Source organism: Burkholderia sp. MSMB2157WGS, from assembly GCF_001532755.1.
Taxonomy (GTDB): domain Bacteria; phylum Pseudomonadota; class Gammaproteobacteria; order Burkholderiales; family Burkholderiaceae; genus Burkholderia.
In genome coordinates this window covers 1-21,378 of the sequence record NZ_LPJG01000002.1, presented here as the reverse complement: position 1 = coordinate 21,378, position 21,378 = coordinate 1, and the positions used below count along the sequence as shown (strand labels likewise).

Genomic DNA, 21,378 nt, shown 5'->3' with positions numbered 1-21,378 from the left:
CGCCTTTTACCCATGTGGTGTTTACCCTGCTTTATTCAGCCCGATTGGCTGACGCGCGAAATAGTCGTGCTGGAAGATGCACATCCGATAAGCGTTGTGATATGCGCCATTCCCGAAAAATTCTTCCTTCAATTCGGCCTCGTGCTGGAATCCGCATTTCTCGTACACATGGATCGCCGCCGCGTTCGACGTATCCACGATCAGGTAAAGCTTGCGCATGTTCAGCACCTTGAACGCGTACTCGACCGCGAGACGCGTCGCCTGGCCCGCGTAGCCGCGCCCCTGGCATTGCGGCGCGATGATGATCTGGAACTCGCCGCGACGGTGGATGTAGTCGAGCTCGATCAGCTCGACGAGGCCGACCAGTTCGTCTTGCCCATCGACCGCGACGAACCGGCGCTCGCGCTGGTCGTGCACGTGGCGGTCGTACAGTTGCGACAGTTCCGAGAAGGTTTCGTACGGCTCCTCGAACCAGTAGCGCATGATCTTCGCGTCGTTGTTCAGCTCGTGGACGAAGCGCAGGTCCTGGCGCTCCAGCGGTCGTAGCGCGAGCGTGTGGGTGTCGTTCTGGAGTTGCATGTTCATGTCCTGTTCGATGCCGGCGCACGTGCGGAACGCCGGCGCGGCACGGCCGCGCCCGGCCCGTCTCGCACTGTAAGAAATTGAACGCGGGCGCAGTTCAGAGCCTAGAATGGGAGCAAGGGTTCCCGCCACCGCAAGGAGGCTATCGTGATCGAGCAAGTCATACTCGGCATTTTCCTCGTGCTCCCGCTGGTCATCGTGGCTGCGCTGTTTTCCGACGAACTCTGGCAGGAGCATCGCCGCCAGCATCCGCGCGACGAGAACGCCCCGCACATCGACTGGAAGCACCCGTGGCGCCGCGTGCGACGCGGGCATTGACGCCGATCCTCGTCGAACCGCAGCACGCGCCGGCCGGGCCATCCTGGGCCGGGCAGCATGCGGTGCACGATTCTTGCGCTTCGATCCGATTCCCGCCCAACCCGCGAGACACCGACGTGAACGACAAGCCCGCCCTTCCTCCACACGATATCCCGAACGAAACGATCGACCTGCAGATCGCCGATGTGCTGGCGACTGTCTGCTATCCGGCGAACAAGGATGCGATCGTCGACGCCGCACGCGAGGCCGGCGCCAGCAACGACGTGCTGTCGATGCTCGACGGCCTGCCCGAACAGGATTACGCGGACGTCGACGCCGTCACGCGCTGTGTCGCCGGCAACTTCGGCCCGGGGCTCGGCATTTGAGCGGATCCCAATAACGAGATAGGATCGGACCGCGCCGGTCGCGCCGCGACCGGATGCATGCCGCTCGGCGCAAGATCGGGCGTTCGAGCACGCGTGTCCGGGGGACTCCATGGAAGGCATCCTGATCCAGCACACGACGCAACGTCAGCTGTGGTTCGGCGCGCTGACGGCGCTCGTCATCCTGCTTGCGCTCGGGATCGCCGCGCCGCACGCGAACGTCGCGCTGCCGGCCGTCGAGCCGTTCATGCCGATGTGTGCGCTCACCGTGTTCACGACCGCCAGCATCGCGGCGTTCTTCCTCGGCGCGCAGTTCACCGTGACGCGCCAGCCCGTGCTCGGCGCGCTCGGCGGCGCCTATGCGTTCACCGCACTTGCCGTCGCGCTGCAACTGCTCACCTTTCCCGGCGTGTTCGCGCCGCACGGCCTGCTCGGCGCGCACCCGCAAAGCGCGGCATGGATGTGGATCTTCTGGCATGCCGGCTTTCCGTGCTTCGTGATGGCCGCGCTGTTCGCACGCGAGCGACTGACGCGCGCCCCGGTCGGCGAGAAAGCGACGCGCCGCTGGACGATCGCGCTCGTCGGCGGCCCGGCCGTCGCGGCGGCACTCCTGTGCGCGCTCGCGCTGAACGTGTCGCTGCCGCCCGCGTTCCATCCGCCTCGCGACGCAGCCGTGCTGCCCGTCAACGGCATCGCGCTCGTCGTATGGATCCTCAACGTGCTCGCGCTCGTGGCCGTGCTCGTCACCGGCCGGCTGCGCACGACGCTCGACCTGTGGCTCGCGATCGCGGTGCTCGCGTGCCTGACCGACACGACGCTGAACCTGCTGACGACGAACCGCTTCACGGTCGGCTGGTATGTCGCACGCGTGTTCAGCATGTTCACGCCCGGCGTGCTCGTGTGCGTGCTCGCGTGGGAAGTGACGATGCTGTATCAGCAGTTGTTCGAAGCGCATGCGACGCTGATCCGCTCTTCCGCGCGCGACGGGCTCACGGGCGCGTTCAACCGCAGCCACTTCAACGATCGTTTCCACATGCTGTTCCTGCAGGCGCGACGGCAAGGCGAACCGCTGTCGCTGCTGATGGTCGACGTCGATCACTTCAAGGCGTACAACGACGCGTTCGGCCACGTGAAGGGCGATGCGTGCCTGATCGCCGTCGCGAATGCACTGGCTGGCGCCGTGCGGCGGCCGGCCGATATCGTCGCGCGCTACGGCGGAGAGGAATTCGCGATCGTGCTGCCGAACACCGGCGCGCGCGGTGCGCGGGTCGTGGCCGACGAAGCGCGCGAAGCCGTGCTGCGGCTCGACCTCGCGATGCCCGATTCGCCGGCCGGGCGCGTGAGCGTCAGCATCGGCTGCGCGACCGTAGCGGCCGAGGATCTGTCGACGCCCGACGCGTTGATCGAAGCCGCCGATGCCGCGCTGTACCGGGCGAAGGATATGGGGCGAAACCGGGTCGTCGTCGCCTGAAGACGTCTGCTGTTTGGCCAATTGTTACGGTCATTGTGACCGGAATAATCCGCCGTTACGGATTGCGTGACGGGGATACCAACGCTTACAGCCGGTGTTGCCGGCGCTCGCTATGCTGGGTTCCATATCGAACCCGAGCAGGTGAACGCGATGAAGAAGACCCTTTTGCTGATTGCCGGCGTCGCCGTGTTGTTGAGCGGCTGTATCGTGGTGCCTGATGGTGGCGGGTATTACGGGGATGGCGGGTATTACCATCATCATCGTCATTGGGATTGAGATAGATGCAGGTCCGGACGCCTCGATCCGGACTGCACGCGATCAAGCCGGCGTCGCCGTATCCGGCATCCAAACTCAGGCGATGCCCGCGGCCGTCATCGGCGGCGGATATGCGGAAGGCGAGAGATTGCGGATGATCAAACGGTCGAGTTCGGCTTGCGCCTGCGCGATTTTCGCGTCGGCCGCGACGATTTTCCTTTGGTGGCGATAACGCGCCACGAGCACCGACCCGACGATCACGACACCGAACACGACGTTTTCGACTGCCGGCGCATGGTCGGCCAACTCGCCGGCCACGGTACCCGCGACCGCGCCGACCAGCACGCCCAATATGGCGGCGAGTATGCCGTCGACGATCCAGCTCTTCGAAGGGTATTTGAGCCGCGCCACGTTCATTGCGACAACGGCATCCACCATACCGTCGACGTCGCCCTCTACGGCGTCGAATTGCGCGTCGATGGCATCCATCAGGCTTTGGGCGCGCGCCTTGTCCGGTTTGGCGAGCGTCCCGGCATTGGAATAGGTCAGCAGGATGCCGTCCAGTTCTGCCCATGCGGCTTCCAGTTCGGCGGATACCCGGTCTTCTTCGCGCAGATAGTTCCACCCGGTATCGACATCGTTGAGATCGACGTATGCGCCATACGATGCGCAACATTTGAAAACCGCGAATGCCCGACGCAGTTCGAGCCCCGTGGTGAAATTGTCATTGGCTCGCGATCGCTGGCTTTTCGCCATGTCGACCGTCGAGTTGCCGGATGACTCGCTCCGTGTGCCGAATCTGAATCCCATGCGCGCCCTCTGTTTGTTTTGACGCCGGTGTTCGACGTTTTGATATTTCTCCGGCTGGCTGATTTTACGACAGGGCGCGTGATGCAAACGGGAGAGCGATCGGGAGCGGGTTTGGCGATTGGAAGTGCATGGCGTGCCAAGAACGACTTGCGAACTTCAAATGTGCGAGCATCATTTCCCGATACAAAACCTGCTGAAAATCACCCCCAGCAGGTCATCCGAAGTGAACTCCCCGGTAATCGAATTGAGTTGCTCCTGCGCGAGCCGAAGCTCCTCGGCGAACAGATCGAGCGACTGCGCGCGCTGCTCCGCGTGATCGGCCGCCTGCGCGAGATGCGCCTGCGCGGCCCGCAGCGCGATCAGATGCCGCTCGCGCGCCAGATAAACGCCCTCGGCCCCCGCCTGCCATCCGGCGATTCGCAACAACTCCGCGCGCAGCATGTCGATCCCGTCGCCGCGCTTCGCCGACAGATGCACCTCGGTCAGATCACCCTCCGCCGCCGGATGCTCGACGCTTGCCGGCACGCCGGTCAGATCCGTCTTGTTCAGCACGCGCACCACCGGCACGCCGGCCGGAAACCGCGCCGCGATCGTCCCGTCGTCGGGCGTCATCCCCGTGCGCGAATCGAGCAGATGCAGCACGACATCCGCGCGCTCGATCTCGCTCCACGTGCGCGCAATGCCGATCCGCTCGACTTCGTCCTCCGTCTCGCGCAGCCCGGCCGTATCGATGATATGCAGCGGAATCCCTTCCACTTGGATCGTCTGCGCGACCTTGTCGCGCGTCGTTCCGGCGATCGGCGTGACGATCGCCAGCTCCGCGCCCGCCAGCGCATTCAGCAGCGACGACTTGCCGACGTTCGGCTGCCCCGCGAGCACGACCGACAGCCCTTCGCGCAACAGCGCGCCCTGCCGCGCATCGCCGAGCACGTGCGCGAGCTGCGCACGGATCTTCGCGAGCTTGCCGCGCGCGTCGGCCGCTTCGAGGAAATCGATTTCCTCCTCCGGAAAATCGAGCGTCGCCTCGACCAGCATCCGCAGCGTGATCACGTCGTCGACGAGCGCGTGGATCTGCCGCGAGAACGCGCCGTCGAGCGAACGCCCGGCCGAGCGCGCGGCCGCCTCGGTGCTCGCCTCGATCAGGTCGGCAACGGCCTCGGCCTGCGCGAGGTCGAGCTTGTCGTTCAGGAACGCGCGCCGCGTGAACTCGCCCGGCTCCGCGAGCCGCAGCCCGAAGCCGCGCCCCACATCCAGGCAGCGCTGCAGCAGCAACTGCATCACGATCGGCCCGCCATGCCCCTGCAGTTCGAGCACGTGCTCGCCGGTGTACGAATGCGGCGCCGGGAAATACAGCGCGATCCCGCGGTCGAGCGGCGCGCCGTGCGCGTCGAGGAACGGCACGTAGCTCGCATGACGCGGCGCGAGCTTCTGCCCGCACAACGCGTCGATCAGCGGCAGCGCCGCCGCCTCGCCGCCGCGCCCGAACGACACGCGGACGACCCCGATGCCGCCCCGGCCGGCAGCAGTGGCAATGGCGACGATCGGATCGGAATCGGTAGCGAGCATGGGAATCGGAGAAATCGGGTAATCAGCGGGTCAATGGTGCGCCCGCACAACAGTTCGGGCATCGGAACGCCGGCATTGTAGCGTGCCGGCTCGCCCGCCACCGGCCACGGCGCCGGATTCGGACTCGCCTGAATTTATCCCACCAGGGATAAGCCAAGTATTAGCCCGGCATCATCACACACCGGCCATTTCGGACGAGTATGTGTGCCGGAGGGGCTCGGCACTGCGTCCCTCAATTTCATCACCCATCCTGATCAGGGCCGGGATTCGTCCGAACGAGATACGTTTATCTCATATGGTTGTCTGAGACGCGGCGATGGAATTGCACAATCTCCCCCATGCCGACATCCGAAGAAAAAGCCGCGTTCTCGGAACGCCTGAAATTTGCCCTGCGGCGCAGCCCGGAGAAAGTCACCGGCGCGACGGAGCTGGCGAACCGATTCAATCTGCGCCATCGCGGAACGCATCCCGTTTCGCCGCAAACCGCGCACAAATGGTTGACGGGCCGCACGATCCCGACGTCGGACAAACTCGAAACGCTTGCCGAATGGTTGCGCGTCGAAGTGCACTGGCTGCATTACGGGCCGTCGCCGAGCGTGATCGAACATCCGACGCCGCAACCGCTGCCGCGCGACGAACGCTATCCGCCGACGCCCGAGACGATCGAACTCGCATCAAAGATCGAGGCGCTATCTCCGCACCAGCGCTACCTCGTTCAGGAACTGGTCGAGCAGTTCTACGGCGATCCGAAACTCGAAGCGAAGAAGGCCTGAACGGCAGCGACCGTACGCGCCGCCGTCGCCGGGAAACAAAAAGCCGCATGGTCACGAACCATGCGGCTTTTTTGCGAGCATCGCGGGCGGCTGGCCCCCCGCGAATGCAACGGGCGTCAGGCCGGCTTCTTCTTGACGCCGCCGAGCTTGCGCGTGATGTAGTACTGCTGCGCGATCGACAGCACGTTGTTGACGACGTAGTACAGCACCAGGCCGGCCGGGAAGAAGAAGAACATCACCGAGAACGCGATCGGCATGAACTTCATCATCTTCGCCTGGACCGGGTCCGGCGGCGTCGGGTTCAGGCTCGTCTGCACGAACATCGACACGGCCATCAGCACCGGAAGGATGAAGAACGGATCGCGCTGCGACAGGTCGTGAATCCACAGAATCCACGGCGCGCCGCGCATTTCGACCGAGGCGAGCAGCACCCAGTACAGCGAAATGAACACCGGGATCTGGATCACGACCGGCAGGCAGCCGCCGAACGGATTGACCTTCTCGGTCTTGTACAGCTCCATCAGCGCGGCGTTCATCTTCTGCGGATCGCTCTTGAAGCGTTCGCGCAGCGCCTGCATGCGCGGCGTGATTTCCTTCATGCGCGCCATCGACTTGTAGCTCGCCGCCGACAGCGGGAAGAACACGGCCTTGATCAGCACCGTCAGCAACACGATCGCCCAGCCCCAGTTGCCGACATAGCCGTGGATCTTCTCGAGCAGCCAGAACAGCGGCTTCGCGATGATCGTCACCCAGCCGTAGTCCTTCACGAGCTCAAGGCCGGGCGCGATGCCTTCGAGCATGCGCTCTTCTTCCGGACCGGCGAACAGGCGCGCCTGCACGTCGGCCGACTGGCCCGGCGCGATCGCGGCGACCGGCTGCTTCACGCCGACGCGGTACAGCGCCGGATCGATCTTTTCGGCGTAGATGTCGCGCTTCGCGCCCTGCTGCGGAATCCAGGCCGACGCGAAGTAGTGCTGCACCATCGCGACCCAGCCGTTGTCGGCGGAGGTCACGTAGTCGGCCTTGTTCTTGTCGAGGTCGCTGAAGTTGATCTTCTGGAAGTGCTTCGAGTCGGTGTAGACCGCCGGCCCGAGGAACGTATGCGAGAACATCGGCGTTTCGACGGCCGTGTTGTCGCGCACCAGTTCCATGTAGACCGTCGGCGTGACGGGCGCCGTGCCGACGTTGTCGATCTTGGTGTCGACGCCGATCACGTAGCTGCCGCGCGTGAACGTGTAGGTCTTCACGACCTTCACGCCGCCCTTCACCGGCGATTCGAACGACAGCTTCAGCGTGTTCTGATCGCCCGTCAGCGACGTCGGGCCCGCATCGACCTGCGTGTAGACGTCGTTGTGGTTCGGGAAATCGCCGCCGAGCAGGCCCGTGCGTGCGAGGTACGTGTGGCCGGCCGTGTGGTCGAACAGCGTGATGTACAGGTCGGGCTGCTTGCCGTCGCCCTGCTTCTTCAGCGTCAGCTTCGCGAGCGTGCCGCCGCGCGTGTCGATTTCGCCGTCGTACACGTCGGTCGAGAATTTCACGAGCTGCGCCTGGGCGGCCGGGGCCGTCGTCGACGGTGCGGCGCCGGCTGCGGCGGCAGGCACGTCACCTGCGTTCGTCGTCGCGCCCGTGCCCGATGCGCCGCCGGCAGCGGCCAGGGCCGTGTGCGTGGCGCTCGGGAAGAACATCGACGGGCGTCCATGGTCCCGCTGCCAGTTGTCGTACAGCATGACAGCTGACATGAAGAAGATCACCCATAGGACGGTGCGTTTGATATCCATGCGTTGTCTCAGAGTCGATGGGACCGCGCGTCGGCTTCGCCGCGAGCGCGAGTGTCGGAGTTGGGCGGCGGGACGAGGTCGATGCCGCCCGCGGAAAACGGATGGCATCGGCACACGCGCCTGACGGCGAGATACGTGCCGCGCGCGGCGCCATGATACTGGATTGCCTCGCGCGCGTAATCCGAACAGGAAGGATAAAAACGGCAACGGTTGCCGAGCATCGGGCTCACGGCAACCTTGTAGAAGCGCAGTAACGCGATCAATACCGTTTTCATACCTTGGGCGGCGCCGTACGACGCCGCGTCAAAACCGGCCGGGTGGGCGGGAGCGCCGCACCGGGCACGGATGCGTCACTCGGACGCGGGCTTCGACGCGCGGCGGGCGATTTCCCGGGCCGCCCTGTCGAGCAGCTCGCGGATCTCCGCCGCGCACATCGCCGCGAGCGGGGCGGAAGCCGCGCTCGGCAGCGCTTTCTTGTCGAAGCGCGTGTGCTGCCGCAGCAGCAGGTCGTAACCGGCGAATTCGGCCCGGCGCAGGCGAAACGCATCGCGCGCCAGCCGCTTCACGAGATTACGGGTGACCGCTCGCGGCGCATACTTCTTGCCGATGACGAGCCCCAGACGCGCGGGCTGGCCGGTCGGCTTGCCGTAAATCACGAAGTGCGCGGAGCGCCGCCAGGGGCGCAAACGAAAAACGGATGAAAATTCATCCGTTTTCAGAAGTCGCGCAGCTTTCGGGAAGGCGGCTTTCGTCTGCGACGGATTCGCACCCGGCTCGACGGCACCTTCCGCAGGGCTGCGGACGGCGGACACAGCGCGCAACCTGCCTTAGATGGCGAGGCGCTTGCGGCCCTTCGCGCGGCGAGCGTTGATGACCTTGCGGCCACCTGCCGTCTTCATGCGGACACGGAAGCCATGGGTGCGCTTGCGGCGCGTCACGGACGGTTGGTAAGTACGTTTCATGATGTTCTCACTTGTTCGAGAATGTCGAAATTCAGGGGACCGCGTGCCCTTAACCGGAGGCATTCGGGCGAACGCAATCGCCGGGAATACAGGATTGGTTTTCGCGGAACCCGCTATTTAAACCGTTTTTCTCTTGACGGTCAATACTTTAGGCGTCGTCCGCCTGTGCCGGCCCGCTCCGATCCGGCCCCGCGACCCACAATCGGAGCCTGTGGATAAGTCCCGCTGTGGCCGCGTTTGGCGTTAGAATCTCGCCTTATCTCCAAGAATCCCGCACGCCGCTTCGGCGCCCGCCTGCCCCTCCAGGACTGTGACGCAGGCGTCCGAGGCACGCTCGCACGACCGCTTCGGGCCTTGTTGCGCCACCGCGACAAGGGCGCCGGCGAGCCGCGCTGTGCATGCAAAAAACGACAGCTACTTGATGAACGATTTCTGGCAACACTGTTCCGCACTGCTGGAGCGCGAGCTGACGCCCCAGCAGTACGTGACGTGGATCAAACCCTTGGCCCCGGTGGCCTTCGATGCGTCGGCGAACACGCTGTCCATCGCCGCGCCGAACCGCTTCAAGCTGGACTGGGTCAAGAGCCAGTTTTCGAGCCGCATCTCCGATCTGGCCCGAGAATTCTGGAACACGCCGATCGAAGTCCAGTTCGTCCTCGATCCGAAGGCCGGCATGCGCAGCGCGCCCGCGGGCGCCGCCCCGGCCGCCCCGCGGGCGCCGCTGACCCCGAGCGGCCCGGCCGCGACGGTCGCCGCGATCGCCGCCAACCTGACCGCGCATGCCGCCGCGGCGCCCAGCGCGCCGGCCGACGTACCGATGACGCCGTCCGCGGCCGCCGCGCACCACCTGAACGCCGACGACGCCGACATCGATCTGCCGAGCCTGCCCGCGCACGAAGCGGCGGCCGGCCGCCGCACGTGGCGTCCGGGCCCGGGCGCCGCGCCCGCCAACGGCGGCGAAGCCGATTCGATGTACGAACGTTCGAAGCTGAACCCGGTGCTCACGTTCGACAACTTCGTGACCGGCAAGGCGAACCAGCTCGCGCGCGCCGCCGCGATCCAGGTCGCGGACAACCCCGGCATCTCGTACAACCCGCTGTTCCTGTACGGCGGCGTCGGCCTCGGCAAGACCCACCTGATCCACGCGATCGGCAACCAGCTGCTGCTCGACAAGGCCGGTGCGCGGATCCGCTACATCCACGCGGAGCAATACGTGTCGGACGTGGTGAAGGCGTACCAGCGCAAGGCGTTCGACGACTTCAAGCGCTACTACCACTCGCTCGACCTGCTGCTGATCGACGATATCCAGTTCTTCTCCGGCAAGTCGCGCACGCAAGAGGAATTCTTCTACGCGTTCGAGGCGCTCGTCGCGAACAAGGCGCAGGTGATCATCACCAGCGACACGTATCCGAAGGAAATCTCGGGCATCGACGATCGCCTGATCTCGCGCTTCGACTCGGGCCTCACCGTCGCGATCGAGCCGCCCGAGCTCGAGATGCGCGTGGCGATCCTGATGCGCAAGGCGCAATCGGAAGGCGTGAACCTGTCGGAAGACGTCGCGTTCTTCGTCGCGAAGCACCTGCGCTCGAACGTGCGCGAACTCGAAGGCGCGCTGCGCAAGATCCTCGCGTATTCGAAGTTCCACGGCCGCGAGATCTCGATCGAGCTGACCAAGGAAGCGCTGAAGGACCTGCTGACCGTGCAGAACCGGCAGATTTCGGTCGAGAACATCCAGAAGACCGTCGCCGACTTCTACAACATCAAGGTCGCGGACATGTACTCGAAGAAGCGCCCCGCGAACATCGCGCGGCCGCGGCAGATTGCGATGTATCTCGCGAAGGAACTCACGCAGAAGAGCCTGCCGGAGATCGGCGAGCTGTTCGGCGGGCGCGATCACACCACCGTGCTGCACGCGGTGCGCAAGATCGCCGACGAGCGCAGCAAGGACGCGCAGCTCAACCACGAGCTGCACGTGCTGGAACAGACACTGAAGGGCTGAACGGGCCGGCGCGCTTGATAATTCGGCCTCCGCCCCAATTTAAGGGGGGCGGTTCGGTTTTGAGGCACAATACTGGTTTGACCGCCCCGGTGGTGGCGGGCCAAGAGCCCGGCCGGCGGGGCGCTGCGAGGCTGCTGCGCTGCAGGCCGTTACTCAACGAAGGAACTCTATGCAACTGGTCAAGACCGAACGAGACACCCTCCTCAGGCCGCTGCAAACGGTCAGCGGCATCGTCGAACGCCGCCATACGTTGCCGATCCTCGCCAACCTGCTGATCACCAAGAACGGCCCGGACGTTTCATTCCTGTCGACCGACCTGGAGCTGCAGATCACCACGCGCGCCGATTTCGGCGTCGGCGGCGACCAGATCGCGACCACCGTCGCGGCCCGCAAGCTGCTCGACATCCTGCGCGCGATGCCTGACGGCCAGGTCACGCTGTCGCTCGCCGACAAGCGCCTCACCGTTCAATCGGGCAAGAGCCGTTTCGCACTGCAGACGCTGGCGGCCGACGAGTTCCCGACCGTCGCGCAGGCGAAGGATTTCGGCGCCACGCTCACCGTCCCGCAGAAGTCGTTCCGCCAGCTGCTCGGCATGGTGCACTTCGCGATGGCGCAACAGGACATCCGCTACTACCTGAACGGCATGCTGCTCGTCGTCGACGGCGACCAGCTGATGGCCGTGGCCACCGACGGCCACCGCCTCGCGTTCTCGTCGATGAAGCTCGAAGGCGGCACGTTCGGCCGCCAGGAAGTCATCGTGCCGCGCAAGACGATTCTCGAGCTGCAGCGCCTGCTCGAGGACATCGACGACACCGTCACCATCGACATCGCGCAAACCCAGGCCAAGTTCACGTTCGGCCAGGTCGAGCTCGTGTCGAAACTCGTCGAGGGCAAGTTCCCCGACTTCCAGCGCGTGATCCCGAAGGCGCACAAGAACACGTTCGAGATCGGCCGTGAAGAACTGCAGCGTTCGCTGCAGCGCGCGGCGATCCTGACCTCGGACAAGTTCAAGGGCGTGCGCTGCATCGTCGCGCCGGGCCAGCTGAAGATCATGTCGACCAACGCCGATCAGGAAGAGGCGCAGGAAGAACTCGAAATCGCCTATCAGGGCGATACCGTCGACATCGGCTTCAACGTCACGTATCTGCTCGACGTGCTCGCGAACCTGAAGGTCGACACCGTGCAGGTGAGCCTCGGCGACGCCAGCTCGAGCGCGCTGATCACCGTGCCCGAGAACGACGAGTTCAAGTATGTCGTGATGCCGATGCGCATCTGACGCGCACGACATCGCGACACACACCAGGGGGCGGCAAGCCCCTTTGGCGTTTTTATGGCGAACCGACAACCCGCCCTTTTGGTGCCTTTTCGGCGCCTGGGGCGGGCCAGGAAACTGGAGCGGCCCGGCGATTTCTCTCGCTGAAACGCACCGCGCCGCCACCTGAGTGGCCTCGCAGAACCGGAAGATATCCATGAGTGAACAGCACAATTCGCAACCCGATAACAGCAGCTACGGCGCTTCGTCGATCCAGATCCTCGAGGGGCTGGAAGCGGTGCGCAAGCGCCCCGGGATGTACATCGGCGACACGTCGGACGGCACCGGTCTGCACCACCTCGTGTTCGAGGTGCTCGACAACTCGATCGACGAAGCGCTGGCCGGGTACTGCAACGACATCCACGTGACGATTCACGCCGACAACTCGATTTCCGTGACCGACAACGGCCGCGGGATTCCGACCGACGTGAAGATGAACGACAAGCACGAGCCGAAGCGTAGCGCCGCCGAGATCGTGATGACCGAGCTGCACGCCGGCGGCAAGTTCGACCAGAACAGCTACAAGGTGTCGGGCGGCCTGCACGGCGTGGGCGTGTCGTGCGTGAACGCGCTGTCGAGCTGGCTGCGCCTCACCGTGCGCCGCGACGGCAAGAAACGTTTCATGGAGTTCCACCGCGGCGTCGCGCAGGATCGCGTGATCGAGGTGGTGGACGGCGTGGAAGTGTCGCCGATGCTCGTGACGGGCGACACCGAGAACCGCGGCACCGAAGTGCATTTCATGGCCGATCCGACCATTTTCGGCACGGTCGAGTACCACTACGACATCCTCGCGAAGCGGATGCGCGAGCTTTCGTTCCTGAACAACGGCGTGCGCATCCGCCTCACCGACCTGCGTTCGGGCAAGGAAGACGATTTCGCGTTCGCCGGCGGTGTGAAGGGCTTCGTCGAGTTCATCAACAAGACGAAAAGCACGCTGCATCCGACGGTGTTCTTCGCCAATGGCGAAAAGGACGGCGTGGGCGTCGAAGTCGCGATGCAGTGGAACGACAGCTACAACGAAAACGTGCTGTGCTTCACGAACAACATTCCGCAACGCGACGGCGGCACGCACCTGACCGGCCTGCGGGCCGCGATGACGCGCGTCATCAACAAGTACATCACCGACAATGAAATCGCGAAGAAGGCGAAGGTCGAGACGACCGGCGACGACATGCGCGAAGGGTTGTCGTGCGTGCTCTCCGTGAAGGTGCCGGAGCCGAAGTTCAGCTCGCAGACGAAGGACAAGCTGGTTTCTTCCGAGGTTCGTGCGCCGGTTGAGGAAGTTGTGGCGAAGGCACTGGAAGAGTTCCTGCTGGAAACGCCGATCGACGCGAAGATCATTTGCGGGAAGATTGTCGAAGCTGCTCGGGCGCGGGATGCTGCGCGGAAGGCGCGTGAGATGACGCGTCGGAAAGGCGTGCTCGACGGCGTCGGCCTGCCCGGCAAGCTCGCGGACTGTCAGGAGAAGGACCCGGCGAAGTGCGAAATCTACATCGTCGAGGGCGACTCGGCAGGCGGGTCGGCGAAGCAAGGGCGTGATCGGAAGTTCCAGGCCATTCTGCCGCTGCGCGGCAAGGTGCTGAACGTCGAGAAGGCACGCTACGACAAGCTGCTGTCGTCGGAGCAGATCGTCACGCTCGTGACCGCGCTTGGGTGCGGGATCGGCAAGGAAGACTACAACCTCGAGAAGCTGCGCTATCACCGCATCATCATCATGACCGACGCGGACGTCGACGGTGCGCACATCCGGACGCTGCTGCTCACGTTCCTGTATCGTCAGATGCCGGACATGATCGAACGCGGGTACGTGTATATCGCGCAGCCGCCGCTTTACAAGATCAAGGCGGGCAAGGATGAGCGGTATCTGAAGGATGATGTGGAGCTCAACGCGCACATGCTGCGGTTGGCGCTGCAAGGGTCGGAGCTGGTGCCTGGGGAGAATGCGGCGGCGATTTCGGGTGATGCGCTTGGGGAGCTGGCGCGGTCGTATCTGCTGTCGCAGAGCGTGATCGAACGGTTGAGCCGGTTGTATGATCCGGCCGCGCTGGAAGCGGTCATGGATGGCGTGGTGATCGATCTCTCCAGCGAGGAGTCGACCGAGGCTTCGGCCAAGGCGCTGCACGCGGCGTTGCATGATGACGCGCTGAAGAACGAAGTGCGGGTCGTGCCTTCGTATGATCCGGTTCGCGAACAGCGGGCGCTGCATGTCGAACGGACGCATCACGGTAATGTGCGGGTTTCAGTCATTGATCAGGAATTCCAGCACACGGCGGATTATCAGCAGCTCGTGACGACGGCGAATACGTTCAAGGGGCTTATCGGGGAAGGTGCGGTCATCAAGCGCGGGGAACGCAGCATGGCTGTCGCGGACTTCAAGAGCGCGATGAAGTGGTTGCTTGCCGATGCTGAGCGGAACGTGTCGAAGCAACGCTATAAGGGCCTCGGCGAGATGAACCCCGAGCAGCTGTGGGAAACGACGATGGATCCGGCAGTGCGGCGTCTGCTGCGTGTGCAGATCGAGGACGCTATTGCTGCGGATGGAATCTTTACCACCCTCATGGGCGATGATGTCGAGCCGCGGCGGGCGTTTATCGAGTCGAATGCGTTGCGGGCGGGGAATATTGATGTCTAACTCCCTTCCACTGATGATGCGCTGACGCATGCAAATCAGCGGAGGCCGATTGAACTGTCGACAACATGCTGAACGCATCGGACAATTCGACTCAGCTTGAACCACCATCGAAGGGGGCGACGACGCACTACACAGCGGCAAAAGTAGCAATATTAGCTAGAGCGCTCCCCTCGCTGCCCCCCCAACAAAGCCGGCCTAGAGCCGGCTTTGTTGTTCCTACCTGTTTCTAAGGTTCTGCAGCCGACCGCGGCGTCATTTTGCCAACTTTGTCTGGCAATCCGTTCGCCCCATTCACCGCCCGGCTTACAACACTTGCGCGAACGATAGCTCGCCCAACCTACTCGGACCGACAGCTAGCTCGAACCATCCGCCAAAAAACTCAATCCAGGAAACGAATTCACACTAAACTTAAGCTACATTTTCTATCCTGGAGTTGCAAAATTCACATCCAGAATATATTTTTTTCTTCCTGGACTCAGTATTTCTTGCTTTTTGAGATGTTGCTGCATATAGTGACGTCAATGCTTCACTGACGCCGTCAGGGAGCATTGGGCGGTAAAGGCGTCCGTCTTGAGCGCCCAAAAAGAAAGCCGGAAAGGGTTCCCACCCTTTCCGGCCCGCATGCCCATCCCCCGCTGGCGGTTGCAGCCGTCAGCACATTTGGAGAAATAGACATGTCCAGTGTAATCGAACACCTCTTCGCAAACAACCAAAGTACTCCTATGGACCTCGACGATCTCATCGCACAAGGGGGTACCGCCGACAAGAAGATTGGCGTCCTCGTCGGACACAATCTCGGTAGTAATACCCTGCTGCTGAACACTCCGATGTTCGACTTCTATAAGGTTTCCGAAGTAGCTAACGAGCGAGCCCTTCAAAGTCGTGCGGATCTCGGCAATGAAGAGATCGCTCAGCGCAATCTGGATCCGAAACACGCGCAGAAGTTAGCAGTGTATCTGCTGAAGGGTCTTGCTCATGCACTTGCCACAAAGTACCGACGCGAGGGCGCCGAATTGCCCGCCGCGCTGGACCGGATTCAACGAACGCTGGGGAAGCAACCGTACTTGGCGATCCAACCCATCACGGCCAACATTCGCACGTGTGATTTTGGCGGTAAGGGCTTGCGATTTGAACAAGCGGGGGGCGGCTTAGTTAATGTCTATCTTGCAAATAAAGATGTTCTATGGGTAGTCGACGGACAACATCGACGATTCGCAATGGATATGCTTTTCGACTACCTTCGGACACTTACAACCGCTCACAAATATCCCAAACGACCACAGCTATTTCCGGTTGAGGGTGACGGGAAGGTTGATGCAGAAGAACTTCGTTGCTGGCTTGAAATCTTCGAGATCGGCCGCACAACTTGCAGCGTAATGGTCGAAGTCCATCTTGGGCTGACAGCAGAGCAAGAGCGGCAACTTTTCCACGACCTAAATAATCTTACAAAGAAGGTCGAGGCAAGTTTGGCATTTCAGTTCGATCAGTCGAACCCCGTCAACTTATGGATCAAAGAGCAGCTGCACGAGTCAGGTTTGCTAAGTGCTTCTATTGTCGAGCGAGACGTAACAGATTGGCATGACGACAAAGGCTACATCGCCCGCAAAGATTTGATCGCGATCAATGCAATCCTGTTCACAAATAAAACCAACGTAAGCAGTGCCACCCCTCAGGATGTTGAAGAGAAAAGTAAAGTTGCGGTGGAATTTTGGTCAGCAATAAACGAGATCGATGGTTTCGGCCAAGATAAGGCGAAGCAGCGAACTGTTGCCGCTCAGCCGGTGGTTCTCAAAGCACTGGCGAAGCTTGTCTATGATTTTGGTTTCGGGAGACAAAAAGATCCAGAATTGCTAGAAAAACTTCTCGCTGGCATTTCACGTGTAAATTTTTCTCACGAGGACCCCATGTGGCGCTATTACCAACTCTCGCCGGAGGAACGTACGAAATGGAATCTTGATGGACTCGCTGCGTATTTGCCTTCCGAGGAGGGAGCTAACCGTGACGTTGGGGCCTTTAACGAGAAGGATCGAGTCATGAGATTCGGCGCGAAGCACAACGATATATATCCAATTATCGGCGACATGATTCGCTGGAAACTCAATTTACCCACACGCAACAAAGCGTAACTCCGCACTATAAATTCAAAGCCCATCAAAAAAGATGGGCTTTTATTTACTACATTTACGATATCAATCCGACTCACATAATCGCGTGCTGTCGAATCACATCGCAGCACCGCTACGATCGCTCGATAGCAACCGTCGCTTCCGCAGGATCCCGAAACTATTCGACGCCACCCTCAGGTTTGCTTTGAACTGTGAAACGGCTACTTGGCGTCGCGCGCCCAGACGAACTACACAGGCGCCAGGTAACTTGAGAAGACTATGAGGCCGCTCGGTGTCATGCTCGATATGTCATTCCTCAACCTGCCACCTGGCATTGCACAGTGAGGTGAGTTAGCGCTCGCTCTAGCACTCGTTGCGAAAACATCCGCTAAAAAGCTCTCGACGTAGGCGCTCTCCTCCGGCTTGCCCGACCGAACGAACAACAATGCCACACCAGCCTCATGCGCCCAACCCCTTACCCGTTCACTCCGGTTCAAACTCTTGCAGGGACGTCCTTTTGAAGACATTACTCGCATAGCTGGAACGGTAGAGGTCAGCGAAGCTCCGTCCACAAGCCATTACAGGCCATTGAACCTCATCGAGTAGAGCGTCGCGAGGCGTTCGATGAAGCGGCTGTAATGGTAGTCGTCCGTGTCAGGCAGGATGATGTTGCTCGTCGGTGATACAGAAACCGGAGTTCGACCATCGTTGCGGCACTGGATCAAAATAACGCCGATGCCATCGAAGCCGGTATCGGTAGTAGTGGACCGCCGCTGCAGTTCTCGCAGCCCCTGCAGGACGAGCAGCGCATCCTTAGGTTGAACGTGCTGTGAGATATCGGGAGCCCGTGTCGAAAGATCGAACTTGTTAATATCTGGCGAAATGAACTCGTTCGATGTATTGACCAACACCAGCCCGGCAGCGATAGCATGTGCGCTGTCCCCGTGTATCGTCTGAAAGCTAGAGGTCAATTCGTCCTTGAGTCGGGGTCTCGCCTTCGAAAAAGCAGTCATTGCTGCCTTTGCCTCAATTGCGAGAAGAACGGACGAGACGTTGGCGATCGGCAGCACTGGAAGTTCCACCAAGGCATCCCTCTCTGCAGGGGCTAACTTAATGTCGTAGCTATCTACAAGCTCAGCGAAATTTACAGCGGCTTTCTTGCCGCTCTTGGAGCTCCCCGCCGATCCCTGGGTAGTGTGGCGGCAGAGTACAAGATCCAAATTCTTCTTCTTATGGTTTCGGTAATCGCTCATCTCATGATTGATACCCAACCCAACCTTGCCCTCTCGAACGTGCTTGCGAAGCAACGGGCACGACAGCAACAGGTCGAGCATAGCGCCCCAGCAAGCCACTTTGGAATGCCTGTCCGACCGGGAGTGGTATTGCCAACTGTTCCCGTAAGCGAAGCCTTTTCCTGAGCCAAACGTGGGAGTGGAAAGAGTTCTTGTCAGAATGCCGGGACAGTACATTGTTATAAGCAAACCACGTAATGATGAAGGCGTAAGTGTAGCTCACTTAGCAGGCAGCGCCGTTTTTCAGTCACCCCTGCTACTCCCCATAACTTGACGCCACGTGACCTTACCCCGCCGAGCGCACCATTCGTAATTTAGTGGGCTTGCCGGTTTTCGGTTGATGCAGTTGCCGGAATTGGTCCGGCGCCAGCTGCCTCAAGGCGCTATGAGGCTAGCCCTAAGACCCCCCTTCTAACGAGGAAACTTGGGTAGCTCACCGGAGTACCGCCCGCACGAAAACTGGCCCCTTTTTGGAGGCTCTCTTGGCCGTTGGGCGGACTCGAGTTTTATTGATGTCCATGCTACGATTCAACGTTTGCTTGAACCTGCTGGAGTACGCATGCCCACATCGCTAGAAATCACTGCCATTTTTGGGGGCATTGGTGGCCTGGAACTTGGCCTTCACCGGAGCGGCCACCGTACCACCCTTTTCTGCGAGTGCGACCCCGAAGCAACGATGGTGCTCCAGCACCAGTTCGCTGGCGTGCCCGTCGTTTCAGATATCAAGCAAACGGACGAAGTCCTGGCCAACATCTCTCCCACGTCGAACCTCTTGACCGCAGGCTTCCCGTGTACGGACCTTTCACAGGCGGGGCGGACTCGCGGATTCGCTGGCGGACGATCGAGCCTTATTCGCGAGACAATTGAACTGCTTCGCCGCCGCCCCTTCCCAAACGTCTTAATCGAAAATGTCCCCAACTGGCGACACCTGCACAAGGGCGAGTACATGGCGGAGGTTCTCTCCGCTTTGGAAGGGCTCGGTTATCGCTGGGCATACCGGACGATCGACGCGCTTGCGTTCGGTCTTCCACAGCGCCGAAACCGTATCTTTGTGTTCGCGACGTTGGACGGTGATCCGCGCCGAGTACTATTCCATGGGAACTACGCCCCGGTCGAGGGGGAAAAGAGTTTGACGGAATCCGCACACGGTTTCTACTGGACGGAAGGTACCAGGGGACTCGGATGGGGTGAGGACTGCATTCCGACCATGAAGGGAGGTTCGGCGATGGGCATACCGTCTCCACCCGCGATTCTGCTCCCTGATTTGTCCGTCATCACTCCGTCTCCTAACGATGCTGAACGGCTCCAAGGCTTCCCAGACGGCTGGACCGATTTTGAGGGTACCGTCAATGATGGCGGACACGTGTTCAATAAGCGCCGCCGGTGGATGCTCATAGGCAATGCTGTGAACGTCGCCGTGTCTACCTGGCTGGGCGAACAGCTTGCGATTCAGCGCCCTTACGAAGGTGAACTGGGAACACCGTTGGTGGAGGGAAAATCTTGGCCAGCCGCCGCTTGGTTCGATGGAAAGGTGCGATATGAAGTCCCGATCAGTACTTGGCCTGTGAGCGAAGACCGCCAATCATTGGCGCACTTTCTCCACCACTCGGGTTCTCCCCTCTCACTTCGTGCTACTGCCGGTTTCTACAAGCGCATCTGTGAGAGCACGCTTCGCTTCAAGCCCGGATTCAAAGAGGCAATTGCTGCCCACCTCAAGAAGATGGAAGCTTTCACGATCATCACTACGCCAAAGGCGCCAAAGAAGTTGGCGGTAGAAAGTGTAGAAATGGCCTAATTGCAACGTATGGCGCGTATGCAAGTACCGACCGATCAGATCACGTCGGAACGAATGAAAAGGGTACGCCGTCGTCATACCAAGCCCGAAGTCAAACTGCGCAAGATGCTTTGGTCCCTAGGTCTGCGATATCGTTGCAATTTTGCGGGATTGCCCGGCAGCCCGGACTTGGTCAATCGACGTGAGGGATGGGCAATCTTCGTCAATGGCTGCTTCTGGCATGGTCATCAGGGCTGCAAGCGAGCGACTACTCCCAAGCGGAACAACCATTTCTGGGAAGAAAAGATCTCCGCGAACCGACAGCGGGATATGGCTAAGGTTGCTGCGCTTCAGCAGCTAGGTCTTGAAGTCGTAACCGTATGGGAATGCGAGATAGAGAAGATCGACGCACTGGGTTTACATCGAGCGTGCCCTCAGCTACTTGCTCTTCTGGATCGTCTTAAAGCTAGACAGATAGTGAACGAAGAATAACGAGCCTCAACGCCACGAATCAGCGCAACGGCAAAGGGGCCAAGACGGTTCTGACCGAAGACGGTCCGATCCGTATCGAGGTGCCGCGTGACCGCGACGGCAGCTTCGAACCCCACCTTGATTCCCAAGCACGAACGGCGCTTCACGGGCTTCGACGCGACAAGATCGTCGCCATGTATGCCCGAGGCATGGCCGTACGCGAGATTCAGGACGTCCTGCTGGAACAGTACGGTACCGAGGTCTCGCCCGACTTCATCAGTTCGGTCATCCAATGGCGCCGACGAAAGTTGGGCGATGGACTTTGTTGCTGACGCGCTGGTGCATGGCGAAGCAGCCATCCCGCAACAACACATGAATCCGGCGATAGCCGTAACGGCGCTTCTGCGCGGCGATGGCCATCATCCGGCCAGTCAGCGCTTCGTCGTCAACTCGGCGGCGTGATTCGTAGTGGAACAGCGGGCGCGAAATCCCTACCAGCCCGCAGGCCCAGGGTAACACCCATGGCGCGTTCGGCCATCAAGATTCGGACCGCTTCGCGCTTGGCCTGCGGGCTTGCTACTTTCTTCGCTTTCCAGGTGTAGGAGGTCGCGTCCGATATGCCGTACTTGCGGCACAGCTTCGCCGGCTTCAGGCCGGCCTCGGCTTCCTTCAAGATGCTGATGATTTGTTCTTCGGTGAATCGCTTTTTCATTGCCGTTCCTCTCCGGAACGGACTCTACACCGTCACCGTACCAAACACGGGGAGCAGGTCAATACCAGGCGCCGCACATTTCCGCCGCGCCAATGCAAAAACCCCCGCCTTTTTGGGCGGGGGTTCTTGGCTTAGGGAGCCTGACGATTACCTACTTTCACACGGGAATCCGCACTATCATCGGCGTAGAGTCGTTTCACGGTC

22 protein-coding genes are annotated in these 21,378 nt (G+C 61.3%); 13 read left to right on the top strand and 9 right to left on the bottom strand.

What is annotated here, in order from left to right; all coding sequences use genetic code 11:
- Nucleotides 1–21: 21 nt before the first annotated feature.
- The gene (gene speG, locus WT53_RS00565) at nucleotides 22–579 is read right to left on the bottom strand and encodes a spermidine N1-acetyltransferase (RefSeq protein ID WP_034208787.1); all 558 of its coding nucleotides are present in this window, start codon (nucleotides 577–579) and stop codon (nucleotides 22–24) included.
- A 150-nt stretch (nucleotides 580–729) separates the two neighbouring features.
- On the opposite strand from speG, the gene WT53_RS33750 reads away from it, so the two are divergent.
- From WT53_RS33750 to WT53_RS34005, 4 genes are all read left to right on the top strand, one after another.
- On the top strand, nucleotides 730–900 hold the full coding sequence (locus WT53_RS33750; RefSeq protein WP_006489933.1) for a hypothetical protein: 171 nt from the start codon (nucleotides 730–732) through the stop codon (nucleotides 898–900).
- A gap of 116 nt (nucleotides 901–1,016) precedes the next feature.
- Nucleotides 1,017–1,265: a DUF2795 domain-containing protein gene (locus tag WT53_RS00560; protein ID WP_034208788.1), complete on the top strand. Its 249-nt coding sequence runs from the start codon at nucleotides 1,017–1,019 to the stop codon at nucleotides 1,263–1,265.
- Nucleotides 1,266–1,374: 109 nt separating this feature from the next.
- Entirely contained in the window at nucleotides 1,375–2,733 is a 1,359-nt protein-coding gene (locus tag WT53_RS00555) for a sensor domain-containing diguanylate cyclase (RefSeq protein ID WP_034208725.1), read from the top strand.
- Nucleotides 2,734–2,883: 150 nt separating this feature from the next.
- Nucleotides 2,884–3,009 (top strand): hypothetical protein, encoded by a 126-nt coding sequence (locus WT53_RS34005; RefSeq protein ID WP_256980637.1) that lies wholly within the window; start codon nucleotides 2,884–2,886, stop codon nucleotides 3,007–3,009.
- Nucleotides 3,010–3,084: 75 nt separating this feature from the next.
- Here the strand turns inward: WT53_RS34005 and WT53_RS00550 are convergent, their stop codons facing one another.
- The gene (locus tag WT53_RS00550) at nucleotides 3,085–3,744 is read right to left on the bottom strand and encodes a hypothetical protein (RefSeq protein ID WP_034208726.1); all 660 of its coding nucleotides are present in this window, start codon (nucleotides 3,742–3,744) and stop codon (nucleotides 3,085–3,087) included.
- 225 nt (nucleotides 3,745–3,969) lie between these two features.
- Entirely contained in the window at nucleotides 3,970–5,364 is a 1,395-nt protein-coding gene (gene mnmE, locus WT53_RS00545) for a tRNA uridine-5-carboxymethylaminomethyl(34) synthesis GTPase MnmE (protein ID WP_060258166.1), read from the bottom strand.
- Nucleotides 5,365–5,702: 338 nt separating this feature from the next.
- Between mnmE and WT53_RS00540 the strand changes: the two genes are divergently transcribed.
- A complete protein-coding gene (locus tag WT53_RS00540; RefSeq protein WP_006489946.1) occupies nucleotides 5,703–6,137 on the top strand; it encodes a transcriptional regulator in 435 nt (144 codons plus the stop codon).
- Nucleotides 6,138–6,253: 116 nt separating this feature from the next.
- Here WT53_RS00540 and yidC read toward each other — a convergent pair whose 3' ends face one another.
- The 4 genes from yidC to rpmH form a co-directional block, all read right to left on the bottom strand.
- Entirely contained in the window at nucleotides 6,254–7,915 is a 1,662-nt protein-coding gene (gene yidC / locus WT53_RS00535; RefSeq protein WP_034208728.1) for a membrane protein insertase YidC, read from the bottom strand.
- A gap of 8 nt (nucleotides 7,916–7,923) precedes the next feature.
- Entirely contained in the window at nucleotides 7,924–8,190 is a 267-nt protein-coding gene (yidD, locus tag WT53_RS00530) for a membrane protein insertion efficiency factor YidD (RefSeq protein ID WP_006489939.1), read from the bottom strand.
- Nucleotides 8,191–8,265: 75 nt separating this feature from the next.
- On the bottom strand, nucleotides 8,266–8,727 hold the full coding sequence (rnpA, locus tag WT53_RS00525; protein ID WP_034208729.1) for a ribonuclease P protein component: 462 nt from the start codon (nucleotides 8,725–8,727) through the stop codon (nucleotides 8,266–8,268).
- A 15-nt stretch (nucleotides 8,728–8,742) separates the two neighbouring features.
- The gene (gene rpmH / locus WT53_RS00520; protein WP_004198824.1) at nucleotides 8,743–8,877 is read right to left on the bottom strand and encodes a 50S ribosomal protein L34; all 135 of its coding nucleotides are present in this window, start codon (nucleotides 8,875–8,877) and stop codon (nucleotides 8,743–8,745) included.
- Between the two features lie 421 nt (nucleotides 8,878–9,298).
- Between rpmH and dnaA the strand changes: the two genes are divergently transcribed.
- The 4 genes from dnaA to WT53_RS00500 all read left to right on the top strand — a co-directional run bounded on the left by dnaA (nucleotide 9,299) and on the right by WT53_RS00500 (nucleotide 16,946).
- On the top strand, nucleotides 9,299–10,876 hold the full coding sequence (gene dnaA / locus WT53_RS00515; RefSeq protein WP_034208730.1) for a chromosomal replication initiator protein DnaA: 1,578 nt from the start codon (nucleotides 9,299–9,301) through the stop codon (nucleotides 10,874–10,876).
- 169 nt (nucleotides 10,877–11,045) lie between these two features.
- Nucleotides 11,046–12,152 (top strand): DNA polymerase III subunit beta, encoded by a 1,107-nt coding sequence (dnaN, locus tag WT53_RS00510; RefSeq protein ID WP_034208731.1) that lies wholly within the window; start codon nucleotides 11,046–11,048, stop codon nucleotides 12,150–12,152.
- Nucleotides 12,153–12,345: 193 nt separating this feature from the next.
- Complete coding sequence (gyrB, locus tag WT53_RS00505) at nucleotides 12,346–14,820, top strand: DNA topoisomerase (ATP-hydrolyzing) subunit B (RefSeq protein WP_034208732.1); 2,475 nt, start codon at nucleotides 12,346–12,348, stop codon at nucleotides 14,818–14,820.
- A gap of 674 nt (nucleotides 14,821–15,494) precedes the next feature.
- A complete protein-coding gene (locus WT53_RS00500; protein WP_218921405.1) occupies nucleotides 15,495–16,946 on the top strand; it encodes a DNA sulfur modification protein DndB in 1,452 nt (483 codons plus the stop codon).
- Between the two features lie 557 nt (nucleotides 16,947–17,503).
- On the opposite strand, the gene WT53_RS00495 is transcribed toward WT53_RS00500, so the two are convergent.
- Nucleotides 17,504–18,259, bottom strand: coding sequence for a hypothetical protein (locus WT53_RS00495; protein ID WP_052100366.1), 756 nt, complete (start codon nucleotides 18,257–18,259; stop codon nucleotides 17,504–17,506).
- Between the two features lie 517 nt (nucleotides 18,260–18,776).
- On the opposite strand from WT53_RS00495, the gene WT53_RS00490 reads away from it, so the two are divergent.
- From WT53_RS00490 to WT53_RS33270, 4 genes are read left to right on the top strand one after another with little or no spacing between them, the layout of a single operon-like run.
- A complete protein-coding gene (locus WT53_RS00490; protein ID WP_034208735.1) occupies nucleotides 18,777–20,012 on the top strand; it encodes a DNA cytosine methyltransferase in 1,236 nt (411 codons plus the stop codon).
- Between the two features lie 18 nt (nucleotides 20,013–20,030).
- The gene (locus WT53_RS31585) at nucleotides 20,031–20,483 is read left to right on the top strand and encodes a very short patch repair endonuclease (protein ID WP_218921404.1); all 453 of its coding nucleotides are present in this window, start codon (nucleotides 20,031–20,033) and stop codon (nucleotides 20,481–20,483) included.
- Nucleotides 20,480–20,794 carry a transposase gene (locus WT53_RS31580; RefSeq protein ID WP_080747832.1) on the top strand — a complete coding sequence of 105 codons (315 nt, stop codon included), beginning with the start codon at nucleotides 20,480–20,482 and terminating at the stop codon, nucleotides 20,792–20,794. Before WT53_RS31585 ends, WT53_RS31580 begins: the two co-directional genes overlap by 4 nt.
- Nucleotides 20,778–20,924, top strand: coding sequence for a hypothetical protein (locus WT53_RS33270; protein WP_155294486.1), 147 nt, complete (start codon nucleotides 20,778–20,780; stop codon nucleotides 20,922–20,924). The genes WT53_RS31580 and WT53_RS33270 overlap by 17 nt, the downstream gene beginning before the upstream one ends.
- On the opposite strand, the gene WT53_RS34390 is transcribed toward WT53_RS33270, so the two are convergent.
- Nucleotides 20,908–21,174 carry a transposase gene (locus WT53_RS34390; RefSeq protein WP_052100368.1) on the bottom strand — a complete coding sequence of 89 codons (267 nt, stop codon included), beginning with the start codon at nucleotides 21,172–21,174 and terminating at the stop codon, nucleotides 20,908–20,910. The genes WT53_RS33270 and WT53_RS34390 overlap by 17 nt on opposite strands.
- Nucleotides 21,175–21,378 lie beyond the last annotated feature (204 nt).